This is a genomic window from Klebsiella sp. 2680 (genome assembly GCF_900198535.1).
In the GTDB taxonomy this organism is placed as follows: Bacteria; Pseudomonadota; Gammaproteobacteria; order Enterobacterales; family Enterobacteriaceae; genus Klebsiella; species Klebsiella indica.
Genome location: NZ_FZNJ01000002.1, coordinates 553449 through 569296, shown reverse-complemented (window position 1 = coordinate 569296; position 15848 = coordinate 553449). Strand labels below are relative to the sequence as shown.

Below are 15848 nucleotides of genomic sequence, written 5' to 3'. Positions count from 1 at the left end.
TACGTTAAGGAAAATACCGGCAATTGTGCCGGTATTTTTTTACCAGAGAGTCGAGGTTTTTGATGAGAGTTTTACTGGCTATCGCTATGACGCTGCTGCTTAGCGGCTGCGGTAGTATTATCAGTCGTACCGTGCCCGGACAGGGGCATGGAAATCAGTATTATCCAGGCGTTCAGTGGGACGTCCGGGATTCTTCATGGCGTTATATCACCATTCTCGATCTGCCCTTTTCGCTGGTGTTTGATACGTTACTGCTGCCGCTTGATGCCAGCCACGGTCCTTACAACTAATACGCTAGCGGTCATCCCACTCATCGGCTGCGGTCTGACCCTCTCCGCTATCCAGAGAGGGTTCTAACTGAAACTCGCCTTCATCCCACTCGTGCAGCGTATTGTCTTCAAGCCACTCCTGGCGTAGCTCAATTTCGTCATAATCGCCGTCAAAGACGCTTTGTGCCGCTTGGCCGATGAGTATAGGTTGACATTCTCCGTCCTCATCTTCATCGGCAAGAAATTCAGCCTGCCAGGCGATATCGCCATCCTGGAGTACGTATTTCTGAATATTTAATTGTTCGACGCTGGCATTCTCTTCATCGCTATCTGAATGATTAGCAAGAAACTCTTCGCGGGCTGCATCAATAGCTTCTTCAAGCGTGGCATAGAACATTAACTCCTTTGACATGGCTAACCCCCTAAGAAGAATAGAAATGAACACGATTCAATCTATAGAAGGCGTCGGGTCAGGCGTCAAGAGAGGAATGGGCTCGCAATATTAATTTACGGAATGCTGGCCGGAACCCGGATTATCAGAGGCGCGATTGCGGCGAGGGCGGCGAAGAGTGAGGGTTGAATAGATCGCGTTAAACAGCACCACAAAGGCGGTGACTAAAAAGACGGCACGGAAGCCATAGTTAGCGGAAACCGATGCGCCAATCAGCGGTCCGGTGACGTTGCCAATATCGCGAAATGACTGATTGTAGCTGAAAATTCTACCGGATATCTGGTTGGTGGAGTTATATACCAGTAATGTTTGCACCGCGGGTAATAACGCCCCGTCGGCCGCGCCTAACAGAAAACGCAGGATCCCCAGTTGCAGTGGCGTCTGCACGAACGACATCGGTATAAGGAGGACAACGGAGATCACCATCGCGGCAATCAGGATTTTTTCCGGCCCGATGCGGTCGCCCAGTTTCCCCAGACGCGGTGCGCTGAGCAGGGCCGCAACGCCGGGTACTGACGCAATCATACCGCTAATAAACGCAATATTACTGACATTACCCGCAAGATCGCGCACGTATAGCGTCAGAATCGGGGCAATTGAACCTGTGGCGACCTGAATAATCAGCGATGTGACAAACAGACTCAGCACCAGCTTCGGATTTTTCAGCGAAGAGACAACCGCCTTCGCGTTGAGCATCTCTTTTTTATTAACCGGCACAAACTGCTCGCGGATAAGAAACCAGGTAAATAAGAAACAAATAAACAACACAGTCGCAGTGATAAAGAAGACGGTACGCAATCCCCAGTTATCGGCCAGAATCCCCCCCACCAACGGCCCAAGCAGCGCACCGCTGACGCCGCCTGTCGATAGCGTTCCCAGCGCCCACCCGCTCTTTTGTCGGGGAACCTGGGTGGCAATCAGGGCATTGGCGTTAGGAATGAATCCGCCAAGCAGACCTAACAGTGCGCGCAGGATCAGAAATTGCCAGATTGTTTGCGCCAGTCCCATCAGCAACATGACGATCCCCATGCCGAGGGCCGAGCGCAGCAGCATAATTTTGCGGCCTTTACGGTCAGCCAGCCCACCCCAGAATGGCGAAGCGATAGCAGAAAATAAAAAGGTAATGCTGAAAACCAGACCTGACCACATATTAAGCGCGCTGTAGCCGGTTACGCCGAGTTGTTCAACATACAGAGGGAGAAATGGCATTACCAGGCTGAAGGCGGCGCCGGTTAAAAAACAGCCAAGCCAGGTGACGGTAAGGTTACGCTTCCAGTTAATCGAAGTATCAGCAGCCGGCATAGGTTCCCACTGGCCTGCAGCGCAGGTCAAACAATTGAAAATATGAGCATGCTAATTATGCGCCCGGGAAAGGGTTGCCGCAATGGAGGACAGCTTTTAAAGCTTAAAAAAGGCTGACAGATGGCAGAGTTATCCCACATCCGTATTCAGATGCGGGATAACCGCGTTGCTGGGCAGGATGCGGGAATCAATAGCGGGACGGGACGCCCTGGGGACGCGTTTTAAAGCGACGGTGCATCCACATATATTGCTCAGGCGCCATCAGAATGCACTGCTCGACAACCTTGTTCATCCAGGCGGCGGTGGTTTCCCCATCATCCAGCGGTGGGTCGCATTCCGCTGGCAGGATGATTAATTCATACCCTTTGCCACCCGGTTTGCGGCGAGGAACAAAGGGAACAATGCAGGCTTTTGACATTCTGGCCAGCATCCAGGTACCCGAAGTGGTAGCGGCCTGGTCGACAGCGAAAAATGGCACAAACACACTGGATGCCGGGCCATAATCGTGGTCGGGGGCGTACCAGATAACTTCCCCTTTTTTCAGGGCACGAATCATACCTTTCAGATCTTTGCGATCGATCATGTCTTTATTCGAACGCAAACGCCCCCATGTCTGCAACCAGTCGATGACCGGGTTGTCATTTGGGCGGTAGACGCCAATACCAGGGGCATTAATACCAAACATGCGCGCGCCCATCTCCAGGGTCAGAAAATGGATGCCAATCAGCAAAATACCGCGCTTTTGCGCCTGCACTTGCCTGATATGCTCAACGCCAATGGAGTCAGTCCAGCGCGCAATACGCTTTGTCGGCCAGAACCAGGCCATGCCGGTTTCCATGAGTCCCATGCCGACAGATTCAAAGTTAGCCACCACCATCTGGTGACATTCCCGCTCACTTTTATCCGGAAAGCAGAGTTGCAGATTACGATAAGCAATTTTGGCCCGCCGCTTCATCAAATGCCGGGCCAGATGGCCCAGTCCGGTTCCCAGACGATAAATTAGCGGATAGGGGAGTTGTACAACTAACCAGAGCAGGCCAATACCTGACCAAAGCAACCAATAGCGTGGATGCAGCAACGCTGCGGAAAATTTAGGTAATTGGGTCATCTTATACCTGTTTAATTAAGCAACGCGTTCTATTATCGCATTTTTTTATGCTCCAGCCAAAATACCGCCGCCCAATGGCATTTAATGTTAATGTGGGCACCTGTGAGTGAGAGAAATGTAGCTCAAAATGTAGGGATGTAAATTAATCGTGTTTGCTATATGATGCCCGCCGTTTATTTTACTCATTGACTATGTTGAACAGGTACACCATGCCAGTGTTACATAACCGCATTGCAAATGAGACGTTAAAAGCGCAAATGTTGGCTGAGACCGAGCCGCGCACGACGATCTCGTTTTATAAGTATTTCACGATTACCGATCCTCAAGCGACGCGCGATGCGCTGTGGCTTGCGCTGACTAAACTGAATGTTTTTGGCCGTATTTATCTGGCTCATGAAGGCATCAACGCACAAATCAGCGTGCCGCAAAGCCGGGTCAATGCGTTACGTGAATTTTTGTACGCGTTTGATCCCGCCCTGAATGGTTTGCGCCTGAATATCGCGCTGGACGATGATGGTAAATCCTTTTGGGTTCTGCGCCTCAAAGTTCGCGATCGTATCGTTGCGGATGGTATTGACGATCCGACGTTCGATGCATCAGACGTGGGGGAGTATCTGAAAGCGGCGGAAGTTAACGCGATGCTGGATGATCCGGATGCCGTTTTCATCGATATGCGTAACCATTACGAATATGAGGTCGGGCACTTCGAGAAGGCACTGGAGATCCCGGCGGATACTTTCCGCGATCAGTTGCCGAAGGCCGTTGAGATGATGCAGGAACATAAAGATAAGAAAATCGTTATGTACTGCACCGGCGGTATTCGTTGTGAAAAAGCGAGCGCCTGGATGAAGCATAATGGATTCAGTAAGGTCTGGCATATTGAAGGCGGGATCATTGAGTATGCGCGACGGGCGCGGGAGCAGGGGCTGCCAGTACGCTTTGTCGGTAAGAACTTTGTCTTTGATGAGCGTATGGGCGAACGTATTACTGAGGATGTTATTGCGCATTGCCATCAGTGCGGCGCACCTTGCGATAGTCATACTAACTGTTTGAACGATGGCTGCCACCTGCTGTTTATCCAGTGCCCGTCCTGCGCGGAGAAATTTTCCGGCTGCTGCAGCGAAGCCTGCATGGAAGAGCATAAGCTGCCGGAAGAGGAGCAGAGAAAACTGCGCGCCGGACGTGAGAATGGCAATAAGATCTTCAATAAATCTCGCGGTCGGCTGAATACTAAGTTAGGGATCCCGGACCCTGAATTTTCAGAAAAACCATAACCAGATGAGATCGAGAATCGCCAGCAGCAGCCATAGCGCGAGATAAATCATAAAATGTTCGCGGATGTTGTTGACCAGCAGTTCAAAAAGGCGACGCATAATCTCTCTCTGCACATAACGGCCTCAATTGAGGCCGTTGTTTTTTGCTCACCAGTAAATCGGGCGCTTATAACGTAAATCGCGCCAGTGAAAAGGGCGTCAGATCAAACTCAAAGGGCGCTCCAAGCGCGAACCGGGTAGCCAGTTCCCCTAGCACCGGGGCGAACTTAAAACCGTGCCCGCTGAGGCCCGTAATCAACAGCGTATTGGGCTGACCGGGAAGAGTATCAATAATAAAGTCTTCATCGACGGTGTTATCGTAGGTACAGGATGCGCCATGCAGGCAGCCGCCAATACCGGGCAACACGTTACGCAAGAAGTTGAAAGACTCCGAGCCATCCGTCGCCACGCTGCCAAACGCTGTACGCTCTTCCGGGGCGGAAATGCGCTGCCCGCCGTTGTGCTTTCCGATTTTCAGTTCGTTATCTTCCGCCGGAAAACCGTAAAACTGATCGCCGTTGGCTAACTCGCCGGTAAATGCCGGGAAGTTATTTTTGCTGCTGTAACGTCCATCCGCCTGGAACCAGGCGAAAACTTTACGTACGGGCTGAACAGGGAGCTCAGGCAGAAGGCGCGTGACCCAGGTTCCGGCGCTGACCAGCAATTTTTTACCGCTGTACTCACCCTCTATCGTCTCGACCGTCACGCCATGCGATTGCGGGTGAATGGCCGAGACCGGGCAATTAAACAGCTGTGCGGCTCCCGCTTCGCGGGCGAGACGAATCCAGGTTTCAACGGCCAGTTCGCTGCGCAGTACGCCGGAGGCGGGTTCAAATATCGCCCGATAATCATCTGGCACACGAATTTCCGGCCAGCGAGCCATAACCGCTCGTGCGTCCATTTCCTCGACATCTAGCTGGAACTGGGCTGCACTGCTGGCGACGTTACGCAGGAATTCAGAACCGGCAGGCCCCAGGTTTATGACACCGGTTGGTTCAAAAACGGTTTCGCCGCTGGCTGCGGCAAATTCATCCCACAGCTTTTGCGCGCGTAATAGCAGAGGGACATATTTCTCGCCTTCGCCGTAGGCATGACGAATGAGACGCGTACTGCCATGATGGCTGCCTTCCCGATGTGGAGGCTGATGCGCATCGATCATCAGGACGTTGAGCCCTGCCTGCCGTGCATAATAACCAGCTGCGGCGCCGACTGAGCCGCTACCGAGGATGATAAGATCGTATTGCATGGTGCGTTCCGGGTTATTGCTTTATAAGCAGGGTAATTAACAACCTGTTGTTATACAAGCCCGAAAATAATTCAGGCACCCTGGGGTGCCTGTTTAGTGAATATTTAGACATCATGGCGGTAATACTAATGTCTGCGATACTCATTTTCCTGGTATTCGCCAGATTCAATCTTCGCAATACCGGCTTGCAGAATAGAAATAAACTGACGTGCGACGTCCGTCGTTAGCCATAGCGTCTGGCCAATTTCTGCGTCTTTACTGCTTTCTTGAGTGGGGTTTTGGTAGTGTAAGCGCAACATCAGCGCATCGTAACTGTCTACGGTGCTGATGTCCCATCCGACGAGGGGATGGGTCTGGATGACTTCATTATTCTTTTCCATCATAACCCCTTATTCATATGTTAAAAGACAACAGTTATCGAGGTTTAATGCGCGTTTTCTGAAGCAAGTTAATTATATCAGTAGTCAAGAATAAACTCGAGAAATTAAATGGAACAGAAGGTACATACGCTATCATTTGTTGATTTTTTGCGCAAAAAAGTATCGGTTCTTTGTTATTTTTGAAGACACTAAACAGAAGTATCAGGAGGATGTATGAGTCTGAAAAATAAAAAAGCCGGGGCGACCCGGCAAAAAAACAGCACAATGAGGGAGCAAAGTTAATTGACTAGTCGTGGACAAACCAGTCATCGGCGCTTTCCCAGGTTTCTTGCAGGATTTCACTAATCCGGTCTTTATCTTCTTTCAGGCCGCCGATAACCGACAGATTATTATTAGCCGCATAGCGTACGCTCACCTCACTGGATATTGCGGGGAACTGCTGTTCGATACGGCGGGAGAGTTCATTGTTCAGCGCTTCTAAGGCACCATTGGGTAGAGCTGTTGATTTGGCGATGGACACTTCAATGCGCATAATTGCCCCCTGCGTAATGTGCTGTTTATTTATACAGTTATTATTGCGCGTTTACAACAGGGAGCGAGATTTTTATTTTTTCATTGTCCAGCGCACGGTTTCACCGGCGAGGAACGGAACCAGCGCATCGCCTGGCAGGGGAATTGTTTCCGCCACCTTGCTTTCCTCGCGCACCAGCTCAACGTAGCCTTCATTGACCGGCAGTCCGTAAAAACGCGGGCCATTGAGCGAACAAAAGGCTTCAAAGTGCTGCAGGGCGTTCATCTCTTCAAACACCGTCGCGTAACTACCCAGCGCGGTTGGCGCGTTGAAACAGCCGGCGCATCCGCAACTGGCTTCTTTACGATGGCGGGCGTGCGGCGCGGAGTCCGTTCCGAGGAAAGTGCGGTTGAAACCGCTGGCGACCAGTTCACGCAAAGCTTGCTGGTGGATGTTGCGTTTCAGAATCGGCAGGCAGTAGAGATGAGGGCGCACCCCGCCAACCAGCATATGGTTACGGTTAAACATCAGGTGCTGCGGGGTGATGGTGGCCGCCAGCAGTTCATTGGCGTCGCGTACATATTCAGCGGCATCTTTGGTGGTGATATGTTCGAAGACAACCTTCAGGCCCGGGAGACGCTGGCGCAGCGGCTCCATGACCGTGTCAATGAAACGCGCCTCCCGGTCGAAAATGTCGATATCAGGATGGGTAACTTCCCCGTGAACCAGCAGCGGCATCCCCAGTTTTTCCATGCGCTCCAGCACCGGCATAATCGCATCGGTACTGGTGACGCCATGGCTGGAGTTGGTGGTGGCATTGGCGGGATAGAGTTTGGCGGCAGTGAATACGCCTTCGTTGAATCCGCGCTCCAGCTCCGCCGGTTCGAGCGTATCGGTCAGATAGCAGGTCATCAGCGGCGTAAAATCGTGGCCCGCAGGGACGGCAGCAAGAATACGCTGGCGATAGGCGATGGCGGCGTCTACGGTGGTGACAGGCGGCACCAGATTCGGCATCACGATCGCCCGGCCATAGAATTCACTGGTATATGGCACGACGGTTTGTAACATATCGTCATCTCGCAGATGGATATGCCAGTCGTCAGGGCGGCGGATTTTCAATACCTGGGATTGTGCTGTCATGGAAGGCTCCGGCTAGTAGGTTCAGTCATCAGGGCTGTTTTTGCCGGGCACTAAGGATAAGCGTAAACGTTTTCCTTTGCACCCATTTCCGCAAAAAAACGGGCGCGTCAGCGCCCGGAGAACTAATCGGTGAACGGGATAATGATTTCCCCTGGCTTCACCTCTATACCTTTAGCATATTTCTTAGCCAGCGCTTCACCGGTGCTGGCATCTTCGCGCAGTACGTAGGCAGGCTGTTGATTAAAATAGCTGCGCAGGGACTGATTGAGATAAGGGATCAGCGTTTGCACAACGGACTGGAGCTTCTCAGGCTGAACTTTTGCATCAACGACCTCCATCTCCTGCAGGAAAATGGCCCCTTTCTCTTGATTAAATACCGGCAGTGCCTTGAGCTTCAGGTCGATGGTTGCTTTCTGATTGCCGAATAATGAATTGAGATCTAAATTGGCTTCTCCGCTTAGCGTCACCTTGTTGGGTTCTTCCCGGCCAATGGCGCTGGTAAGGTTTTGCAGTTCAATATGGGCATCCGCTACGCCCGGCAGGCCAATGTCTTTGGCGAAATGGTTACGTTTCTGCAGCGCCTGGTTGATCTCCTGCTCGCTCACGGAATACTGCGTAAGCTGGTTACAGCCGCTCAGCAGGCCGATAACCATAAGCGCGGCCACGATAAACATCTTTTTCATTGGGTTCCTTAATGTCATGCCATGGGTTCATCCTGACATAAAGCAGCATGGTCGGCCAGCGCAGGAAGTGCTAGCGGAAAATACTGAAAACGCGCCTGAATGGCAGCGAACGGCCAGACCTTTCGCTGCCTTCTTTTTAGATGGCCATGGATGACAGCAGATTTATCTGCGTCTGTTTGGCCATATTATCACGATAGGCGGCCACGCGGCTTGGCCAGTTTACGCCGGCGACCAGCGTCAGGTTCCGCAGTAGCGGGAAGAGATGAATATCATCTTCGGACAGATCACCGTTGACGGCATTTGGCTGGACTATTCGTTTATCCAGCGCGCGCAGATCGTCGCTGATGTTCTTTACCAGACCGGGTGAATGCGCAAGATGGTCGGTGAAACTGCCGATTGCCGCTTCTTTATTATTCACAAACCAGGCACGCGCTTCTGGCGTTGAGAACTCATCGAACGCCGATTTTGCAAAGCGCGGGAGCAGCAGGCGGTTAACATAACCGTTGACCTTTCGCAGCCAGGTGTCGATGGCCGGGTTACGCGAGCCGGTAAGTAGCGGTTTGCCGTCCAGTTTATCGACATAGTGCACGATATCCATACTTTCAGGCATGTAACGGCTATCGTCTTTTTGCAGGATCGGAACCATTTTTTCCCCGATCAGTCGGGTGGGTGTTGATTCATCATCGTTCAGGAGCGTGATCAGCTCGACAGGAATGTTTTTCAGGCCGAAAATCATGCGGGCTTTAAGGCAGAACGGGCAGTGATCGTAGATATATAACTTCACGTTTCTCCTCCATTGGTACTGAACATCCTCAATTCAGTATGGAGGAGAAACAAAGGACCGGCAACTCAGGTACGCGGCTCCAGCATGCGGGGCGTTGAGCGCTTTGAACTGAATTGCCACCATAATGCGACGAAGGTGGCCAGTCCGATAACGCCCAGCATTAGCCACGGCAGCGCGGGCTGAGATGCCGCTTTACCGGCGTCGAACAACCAGCCGCCACCGGCATAGCCGAAAGCGCCACCAAAGGCCAGTCCTAAACGACTAAAACCCATATAGCTGCCGCGCGCCCTGGCATCCGCCAGCGAAGCGCCCAGCGTTTCACGTGCAGGTTCCGCAATAATTGAGCCAATATAAAACACACAGATCAGGGTAAACAGCTGCTGCAGGTTGCTGGTTAAGCCGATCGGCATCATCGCGAGGGTCATCACTAACAGACCGGCCATCAGGCGCTGCTCAAGGCGAAAACGCTTTTCACTCCAGCGGGCAATGGGGTAAAGCAGGGTGAGCGAAATGGTTGCTTCAATGGCATACATCCATTTCACCGCCGACGGCGAACCGGCAATGTCGTTAACCATGATCGGCAGCATTAACATCACCTGCACCGCCAGCATGTAGTAACCCGTCAGCGTCAGAACGTAAGTGACAAAGCGTTTGTCGCGCAGCACGCGCCCCAGCCCTTCGCGAACCGGTGCTTTTACCGTCGACAGTTTCCAGGCCGGGAGATACCAGGCATTGAATGCCGCACAGGCGATAAACAGCGCCGCGCCGGCGCTACAAACCAGACGAAAATCATATTGCAACAACCAGCTACCCAACAGCGCGCCGACTACCGCGCCCGCGCTGTCCTGCATCATCAGAACAGAAAAAAAACGCCCACGATGCTGAGGGCGCACCAGTTTGACCACCAGCGCGGCGCGAGGCGGATCGAACAACGTGCCGCCGAGGCCGGAAAGCACACAGGATAGCCACAATACCCACGGTTCATGGGCGATGGCCATGGCCGCGAAGCCGGCAGCGCGCATCAGCATACCGGTAACAATCATCGGTTTGGCGCCGAAACGGTCGGCAATTGCACCGCCAAATATACCAAATCCTTGCTGTACAAGCTGGCGCAAGCCAAGGGCTATTCCGACCGTTAGCGCCGCCCAGCCCATCTGGTCGACGAAGCGAATAGAGATCAGTGGGAATACAACGAAAAAACCGAGCACCACCAGCATGTTATCGACTAACAGGAAATATTTACCCAGGCTCCTTGCCTGCGATACGCGGGACATTTCCCCTCCCGGGAAAGATAAGAATAAGCGCTGATATTTTGCGGGGTTAATGGCTATTTTCCCAGCAAACTGGCGACAATATTTTTTTATCAAAATGCAAGAACGATAGACGCTATTCATCGAAAAGCAGAGATGGTGCAGAAAATGGTATGTTGCTGTTTTCACACCACCGTGCAGGACAGGTATAGTGAAGTCAGTATGTATTGCGTCAGGGGAACAGGAGAGGGAAATGTTTGGCTATCGCAGTAACGTACCGAAGGTACGTTTGACGACGGATCGGCTGGTGGTCCGGCTGGTTCACGATCGTGACGCCTGGCGTCTGGCCGATTATTACGCGGAGAATAAAGGGTTCTTAAAACCCTGGGAGCCCGTGCGCGATGACAGCCACTGTTATCCGTCCGGCTGGCAGGCGCGGTTATCGATGATATCGGAGTTTCATAAACAGGGTTCGGCATTCTATTTTGCGCTTCTCGATCCGGAAGAAAAAGAGATTATCGGCGTGGCGAATTTTTCCAATGTTGTGCGCGGGTCGTTCCATGCCTGCTATCTGGGCTATTCCATTGCGGAAAAGTGTCAAGGGCAGGGGCTGATGTTTGAAGCGCTGACCGCGGCAATTCGCTATATGCAGCGTACACAACATATTCATCGCATAATGGCAAACTATATGCCGCATAATCAGCGCAGCGGCGATTTGCTGGCGCGTCTGGGCTTTGAAAAAGAGGGATACGCCAAAGATTACCTGCTGATCGACGGGCAGTGGCGCGATCACGTACTGACGGCGTTGACAACACAGGACTGGACCCCGGGTCGCTAAGGAGACATCATGAAATATCAGTTAACCGCGCATGAAGCGCGCGTCATTGGCTGCCTGCTGGAGAAGCAGGTCACTACGCCGGAACAGTATCCTCTGTCGGTCAATGCGGTTGTGACCGCCTGTAACCAGAAAACGAACCGTGAACCGGTGATGTCGCTAAGCGAAAGTGCGGTCCAGGATCTGCTTGATACGTTAGTGAAGCGGCATTATTTGCGTACGGTCAGCGGTTTTGGCAATCGGGTGACGAAATATGAACAGCGTTTCTGCAACTCAGAATTTGGCGACCTGAAATTAACTGCCGCTGAGGTCGCTATTGTGACCACCTTGCTGCTGCGCGGCGCGCAGACGCCAGGCGAGCTACGTAGTCGCGCGCAAAGAATGTATGAATTCAGCGATATGGCGGAAGTGGAAAGCGTCCTTGATAACCTGGCGGCGCGGGAAGATGGGCCGTATGTCGCGCGTCTGCCGCGTGAGCCGGGAAAACGTGAAAGTCGCTATATGCATCTGTTCTGCGACGATATGGATTCATTTATCGCTACGGCTGACGTCGTTTCGCTGCCGGGCGACGATCTTCAGGCCCGGGTTGAAGCGCTGGAGGAGGAAGTCGCAGAATTAAAAGCACGGCTGGATTCACTGCTCGCTCATTTGGGAGATTAAGTATGGCGGCGAAGCTACGCGTCGGCGTTGTGGGTTTAGGTGGTATCGCGCAAAAGGCCTGGCTGCCGGTCCTGGGCCCCGCGGACGGCTGGACGCTACAGGCGGCGTGGTCCCCGGGGAAAGAGAAAGCGCTGCGTATCTGTGAAACCTGGCGTATACCCTATGCCGATTCTTTGGATCTGTTGGCGGCGCAATGTGACGCCGTATTCGTCCACAGTTCGACGACTTCACATTATGACGTGGTGAGTCGGTTGCTTAATGCTGGCGTTCATGTCTGCGTTGATAAACCGCTGGCGGATAAGCTTAGCGACGCGGAGGCGTTGGTTGAACTGGCGGCCCGCCGCAATCTCACGCTGATGGTCGGTTTTAACCGCCGTTTTGCTCCGCTGTATCGTGAACTTAAAACGCAACTTACGCATGCGGCGTCGCTGCGAATGGATAAACATCGTAGCGATAGCGTGGGTCACGATCTGCGTTTCACGTTATTGGATGATTATCTGCATGTGGTCGATACCGCTCTGTGGCTGGCGGGCGGGCAAGCGCGTTTGCGCGGCGGGGCGCTACAAACCACGGCGCAAGGTGAAATGTTGTATGCAGAACATCATTTCAGTTCCGGCCCGCTACAGATCACCACCAGTATGCACCGTCGCGCCGGAAGCCAGCGGGAGTGGGTACAGGCGGTGAGCGATGGCGGATTATATGAAGTACGGGATATGCGGGAGTGGCAGGAGGAGCGGGGAAGCGGTGTGCTCCAGCGTCCTGTTCCCGGCTGGCAGACCACCCAGGAGCAGCGAGGATTTACCGGTTGCGCGCGGCACTTTATTGAATGTGTGCAAAATCAGACAGTTCCTGAAACATCCGGAGAACAGGCGCTTCTGGCTCAGCGCATCGTGGAAAAGCTGTGGCGCGAAGCGATGAGCGAATAATCCGTTGTAACATCTGACAGTAGTAATTCAGTATGAACCCGGTAGACTATCGCCACTTTCCCGCGCCCGCCATTGCGGGCGTTTTACTCCAGGGTTTTGGAATAATACGTTAATGAATCTTTTAAAATCACTGGCGGCAGTCAGTTCGATGACCATGTTTTCGCGCGTGCTGGGTTTTGCTCGCGATGCGATTGTGGCACGTATTTTTGGCGCAGGGATGGCAACTGACGCTTTCTTTGTCGCGTTTAAACTGCCAAACCTTTTACGGCGTATTTTTGCTGAGGGCGCTTTTTCTCAGGCCTTTGTGCCGATTCTGGCTGAATATAAAAACAAACAGGGCGAGGATGCAACGCGCGTTTTCGTGGCCTATGTGTCGGGACTGTTGACGCTGGTACTGGCGCTGGTGACCGTTGCCGGTATGCTGGCAGCGCCATGGGTGATTGCCATTACCGCGCCGGGCTTTGCCGATACGCCCGATAAATTCACGCTGACCACACAACTGCTGCGTATTACATTTCCCTATATTCTGCTGATTTCTCTGGCCTCGCTGGTGGGCGCGATTCTCAATACCTGGAACCGTTTTTCGGTTCCGGCCTTTGCGCCGACGCTTCTTAACGTCAGTATGATCGGTTTTGCCCTGTTTGCGGCGCCATACTTTCATCCGCCGATGTTGGCCATGGCGTGGGCGGTGACGGTTGGCGGCGTGTTGCAGCTCGCCTGGCAACTGCCGCATCTGAAAAGAATTGGCATGCTGGTACTGCCGCGAATTAATTTTAAAGATGCGGGCGCGATGCGGGTCATGAAACAAATGGGGCCGGCGATCCTTGGCGTTTCCGTCAGCCAGATTTCACTGATCATTAATACCATTTTTGCTTCATTTCTGGTTTCCGGCTCCGTTTCCTGGATGTATTACGCCGATCGTCTGATGGAGTTTCCGTCCGGTGTGCTGGGCGTGGCGCTGGGGACCATTCTGTTGCCTTCGCTGTCGAAAAGTTTCGCCAGCGGCGATCACGACGAGTACTGCCGCTTAATGGACTGGGGATTGCGCCTGTGCTTTCTGCTCGCGCTGCCGAGCGCCGTGGCGTTGGGCATACTTGCTAAACCGTTGACGGTCGCGTTATTCCAGTACGGCAAATTTACCGCTTTCGATGCAGTGATGACGCAACGCGCGCTGGTGGCGTATTCCGTCGGACTGATGGGGCTTATTGTAGTGAAAGTACTGGCCCCGGGATTCTATTCGCGGCAGGACATAAAAACCCCGGTGAAAATTGCCATCGTTACCCTGATTATGACGCAGGTGATGAACCTGGCATTTATTGGCCCGCTGAAGCACGCGGGCCTGTCATTATCAATTGGCCTGGCTGCCTGCCTCAACGCTGCGCTGCTCTACTGGCAACTGCGGAAGCAGAAAATTTTCACGCCTCAGGCGGGCTGGTTTATGTTCCTGCTGCGCTTAGTGATAGCGGTGATTGTGATGGCTGTGGCACTGCTGGGGGTGATGTCCGTGATGCCGGAGTGGTCGCAGGGGACGATGCCGTTTCGCCTGTTGCGTTTGATGGTCGTGGTGGCGGCTGGCGTCATCGCCTATTTTGCGACGCTGCTGTTGCTGGGGTTCCGCATTAAAGAGTTCGCCCGCCGTACTGTCTGAGTTGCCGTGTCGGGTTGAAAATGGAGCCGCTCTGCGTCATGGCAGAGCGGCTTTTGGTTATATGAACGGGAGAATGTTTATTTGTCCTCTCGCTGGGCTGAGAGCACTCTGGCGCTTTCGAGCAAACGAATACCAAGCGCAACCGCGCCGCTGATGATCCCCAGGATAACCACGCCGCCCCAGCCTGCCAGCACATACAATTTGCTGCCGAGGATTGAACCCAGCGACATCCCAATAAATACGCCGGTGAACAGCAGTGCGTTAAGGCGACCACGGGCCTGAGGCTCCAGGCCATAAACCAGATTCTGGTGGGCCACCAGGCTGGATTGCAGCCCAAGGTCAAAACCAACAGCCGAGATGGCAATCAGCATCAACTGGCCATGCGGAGGCAGGACAGGCAGCAGGAGCATCAGGGCGAACGATGCAGTCACCAGCGCCGCGCCCATTTGCGTGACTTTTCCCGCGCCCAATTTATCGGCCAGACCACCGGCCAGCGGCGCAGCGAGCGCCCCGGCGGCACCGGCAATACCAAAGCCGCCAGCCACCGCGCTGCCCATCTGATAGCGCGCCAGCAACATAACCGCCAGTGTTGACCAGAATGCGCTGAAGGCGACGGACAGGAAGCCCTGCGCCAGTGCGGCACGGCGCAGCGCAGGATAGCGCTGCCACAGGTGTGCCATTGACTTCATCAACTGCGGGTAGCTCAGGGTGGAATGAATCGCAAAACGCGGCAGGACGCGCCACATTAGCACGCCAATGAGCGCGATACTGATCGCAGCGGCCTGATACATGACTCGCCAGCCGAATATTGCCCCCACCAGACCACTGACGGTTCTGGAGAGCAGGATCCCCAACAGCAGGCCGGTCATGACTGTGCCAACCATTTTACCTTGTTTGCCCGCCGGCGCCAGGATAGCGGCTGCCGGTACGATATCCTGCGCCATGGTTGCCGCCATACCAATAAGCAGGCTGACAATCAGCAGAGTGCTGAGTTGCCCGGTGAGACTACATAACAACAGAAGTACGGCCAGGGCGGCGCTTTTCATCAGAATGAGCGTTCTGCGATCATGGCGATCACCGAGAGGAAGCAGAAAAAGGATCCCCAGCGCGTAGCCTGCCTGAGTCAACGTCGGCACCAGACCCATACCTTCGACGCTTAGTTGCATATTGGCCCCTATCAGCGGCAGAAGCGGTTGCGCATAATAGATTGAAGCAACGCTGAAGCCGGCGCCCAGGGCGAGGATGAAGATGACCCACCCGGCATTGCGGGAGGAGAGTGGAGTCGGTGTCATGGTATGTTCCTTGTAAAAACGATGGCGCTATTTTTCCCCTAATAGGCCAG

Annotated in this window: 18 protein-coding genes; 6 read left to right on the top strand and 12 right to left on the bottom strand. The window is 53.5% G+C overall.

Annotated features, from left to right (window positions below; all coding sequences use genetic code 11):
• The first annotated feature begins 62 nt into the window (after positions 1–62).
• Positions 63–290, top strand: a complete 228-nt coding sequence (locus FN037_RS10070; RefSeq protein WP_138361147.1) for a YceK/YidQ family lipoprotein — start codon at positions 63–65, stop codon at positions 288–290.
• Between the two features lie 4 nt (positions 291–294).
• Here FN037_RS10070 and FN037_RS10065 read toward each other — a convergent pair whose 3' ends face one another.
• The 3 genes from FN037_RS10065 to FN037_RS10055 all read right to left on the bottom strand — a co-directional run bounded on the left by FN037_RS10065 (position 295) and on the right by FN037_RS10055 (position 3130).
• Complete coding sequence (locus FN037_RS10065; protein WP_142502134.1) at positions 295–681, bottom strand: MysB family protein; 387 nt, start codon at positions 679–681, stop codon at positions 295–297.
• Positions 682–771: 90 nt separating this feature from the next.
• Entirely contained in the window at positions 772–2022 is a 1251-nt protein-coding gene (gene mdtG / locus FN037_RS10060) for a multidrug efflux MFS transporter MdtG (RefSeq protein WP_138361149.1), read from the bottom strand.
• 187 nt (positions 2023–2209) lie between these two features.
• Positions 2210–3130 carry a Kdo(2)-lipid IV(A) acyltransferase gene (locus FN037_RS10055; RefSeq protein WP_138361150.1) on the bottom strand — a complete coding sequence of 307 codons (921 nt, stop codon included), beginning with the start codon at positions 3128–3130 and terminating at the stop codon, positions 2210–2212.
• Positions 3131–3339: 209 nt separating this feature from the next.
• Between FN037_RS10055 and FN037_RS10050 the strand changes: the two genes are divergently transcribed.
• Positions 3340–4404, top strand: a complete 1065-nt coding sequence (locus tag FN037_RS10050) for a rhodanese-related sulfurtransferase (protein WP_138361151.1) — start codon at positions 3340–3342, stop codon at positions 4402–4404.
• Here FN037_RS10050 and FN037_RS10045 read toward each other — a convergent pair.
• The 8 genes from FN037_RS10045 to mdtH all read right to left on the bottom strand — a co-directional run bounded on the left by FN037_RS10045 (position 4390) and on the right by mdtH (position 10461).
• A complete protein-coding gene (locus FN037_RS10045) occupies positions 4390–4503 on the bottom strand; it encodes a DUF2770 family protein (RefSeq protein ID WP_138361152.1) in 114 nt (37 codons plus the stop codon). The two genes, FN037_RS10050 and FN037_RS10045, sit on opposite strands and share 15 nt — an antisense overlap.
• Before the next feature lie 67 nt (positions 4504–4570).
• Positions 4571–5689 carry an N-methyl-L-tryptophan oxidase gene (solA, locus tag FN037_RS10040; protein WP_138361153.1) on the bottom strand — a complete coding sequence of 373 codons (1119 nt, stop codon included), beginning with the start codon at positions 5687–5689 and terminating at the stop codon, positions 4571–4573.
• 125 nt (positions 5690–5814) lie between these two features.
• Positions 5815–6069: a biofilm formation regulator BssS gene (gene bssS, locus FN037_RS10035; protein ID WP_138361154.1), complete on the bottom strand. Its 255-nt coding sequence runs from the start codon at positions 6067–6069 to the stop codon at positions 5815–5817.
• Between the two features lie 286 nt (positions 6070–6355).
• The gene (gene dinI, locus FN037_RS10030; RefSeq protein WP_138361155.1) at positions 6356–6601 is read right to left on the bottom strand and encodes a DNA damage-inducible protein I; all 246 of its coding nucleotides are present in this window, start codon (positions 6599–6601) and stop codon (positions 6356–6358) included.
• Between the two features lie 72 nt (positions 6602–6673).
• A complete protein-coding gene (gene pyrC, locus FN037_RS10025; protein WP_142502133.1) occupies positions 6674–7720 on the bottom strand; it encodes a dihydroorotase in 1047 nt (348 codons plus the stop codon).
• 122 nt (positions 7721–7842) lie between these two features.
• Positions 7843–8403, bottom strand: coding sequence for a lipoprotein (locus FN037_RS10020; RefSeq protein ID WP_138361157.1), 561 nt, complete (start codon positions 8401–8403; stop codon positions 7843–7845).
• Between the two features lie 136 nt (positions 8404–8539).
• Complete coding sequence (grxB, locus tag FN037_RS10015) at positions 8540–9187, bottom strand: glutaredoxin 2 (RefSeq protein WP_138361158.1); 648 nt, start codon at positions 9185–9187, stop codon at positions 8540–8542.
• A gap of 65 nt (positions 9188–9252) precedes the next feature.
• Positions 9253–10461: a multidrug efflux MFS transporter MdtH gene (mdtH, locus tag FN037_RS10010; protein ID WP_138361159.1), complete on the bottom strand. Its 1209-nt coding sequence runs from the start codon at positions 10459–10461 to the stop codon at positions 9253–9255.
• Between the two features lie 229 nt (positions 10462–10690).
• Between mdtH and rimJ the strand changes: the two genes are divergently transcribed.
• From rimJ to murJ, 4 genes are all read left to right on the top strand, one after another.
• Positions 10691–11275: a ribosomal protein S5-alanine N-acetyltransferase gene (gene rimJ / locus FN037_RS10005; protein ID WP_138361160.1), complete on the top strand. Its 585-nt coding sequence runs from the start codon at positions 10691–10693 to the stop codon at positions 11273–11275.
• Between the two features lie 9 nt (positions 11276–11284).
• Complete coding sequence (locus FN037_RS10000; RefSeq protein ID WP_142502132.1) at positions 11285–11932, top strand: YceH family protein; 648 nt, start codon at positions 11285–11287, stop codon at positions 11930–11932.
• A gap of 2 nt (positions 11933–11934) precedes the next feature.
• Positions 11935–12858: a Gfo/Idh/MocA family protein gene (locus FN037_RS09995; protein ID WP_142502131.1), complete on the top strand. Its 924-nt coding sequence runs from the start codon at positions 11935–11937 to the stop codon at positions 12856–12858.
• Positions 12859–12970: 112 nt separating this feature from the next.
• Complete coding sequence (murJ, locus tag FN037_RS09990) at positions 12971–14506, top strand: murein biosynthesis integral membrane protein MurJ (RefSeq protein ID WP_138361163.1); 1536 nt, start codon at positions 12971–12973, stop codon at positions 14504–14506.
• 77 nt (positions 14507–14583) lie between these two features.
• Here the strand turns inward: murJ and FN037_RS09985 are convergent, their stop codons facing one another.
• Entirely contained in the window at positions 14584–15798 is a 1215-nt protein-coding gene (locus tag FN037_RS09985; RefSeq protein ID WP_138361164.1) for an MFS transporter, read from the bottom strand.
• Between the last annotated feature and the right edge of the window lie 50 nt (positions 15799–15848).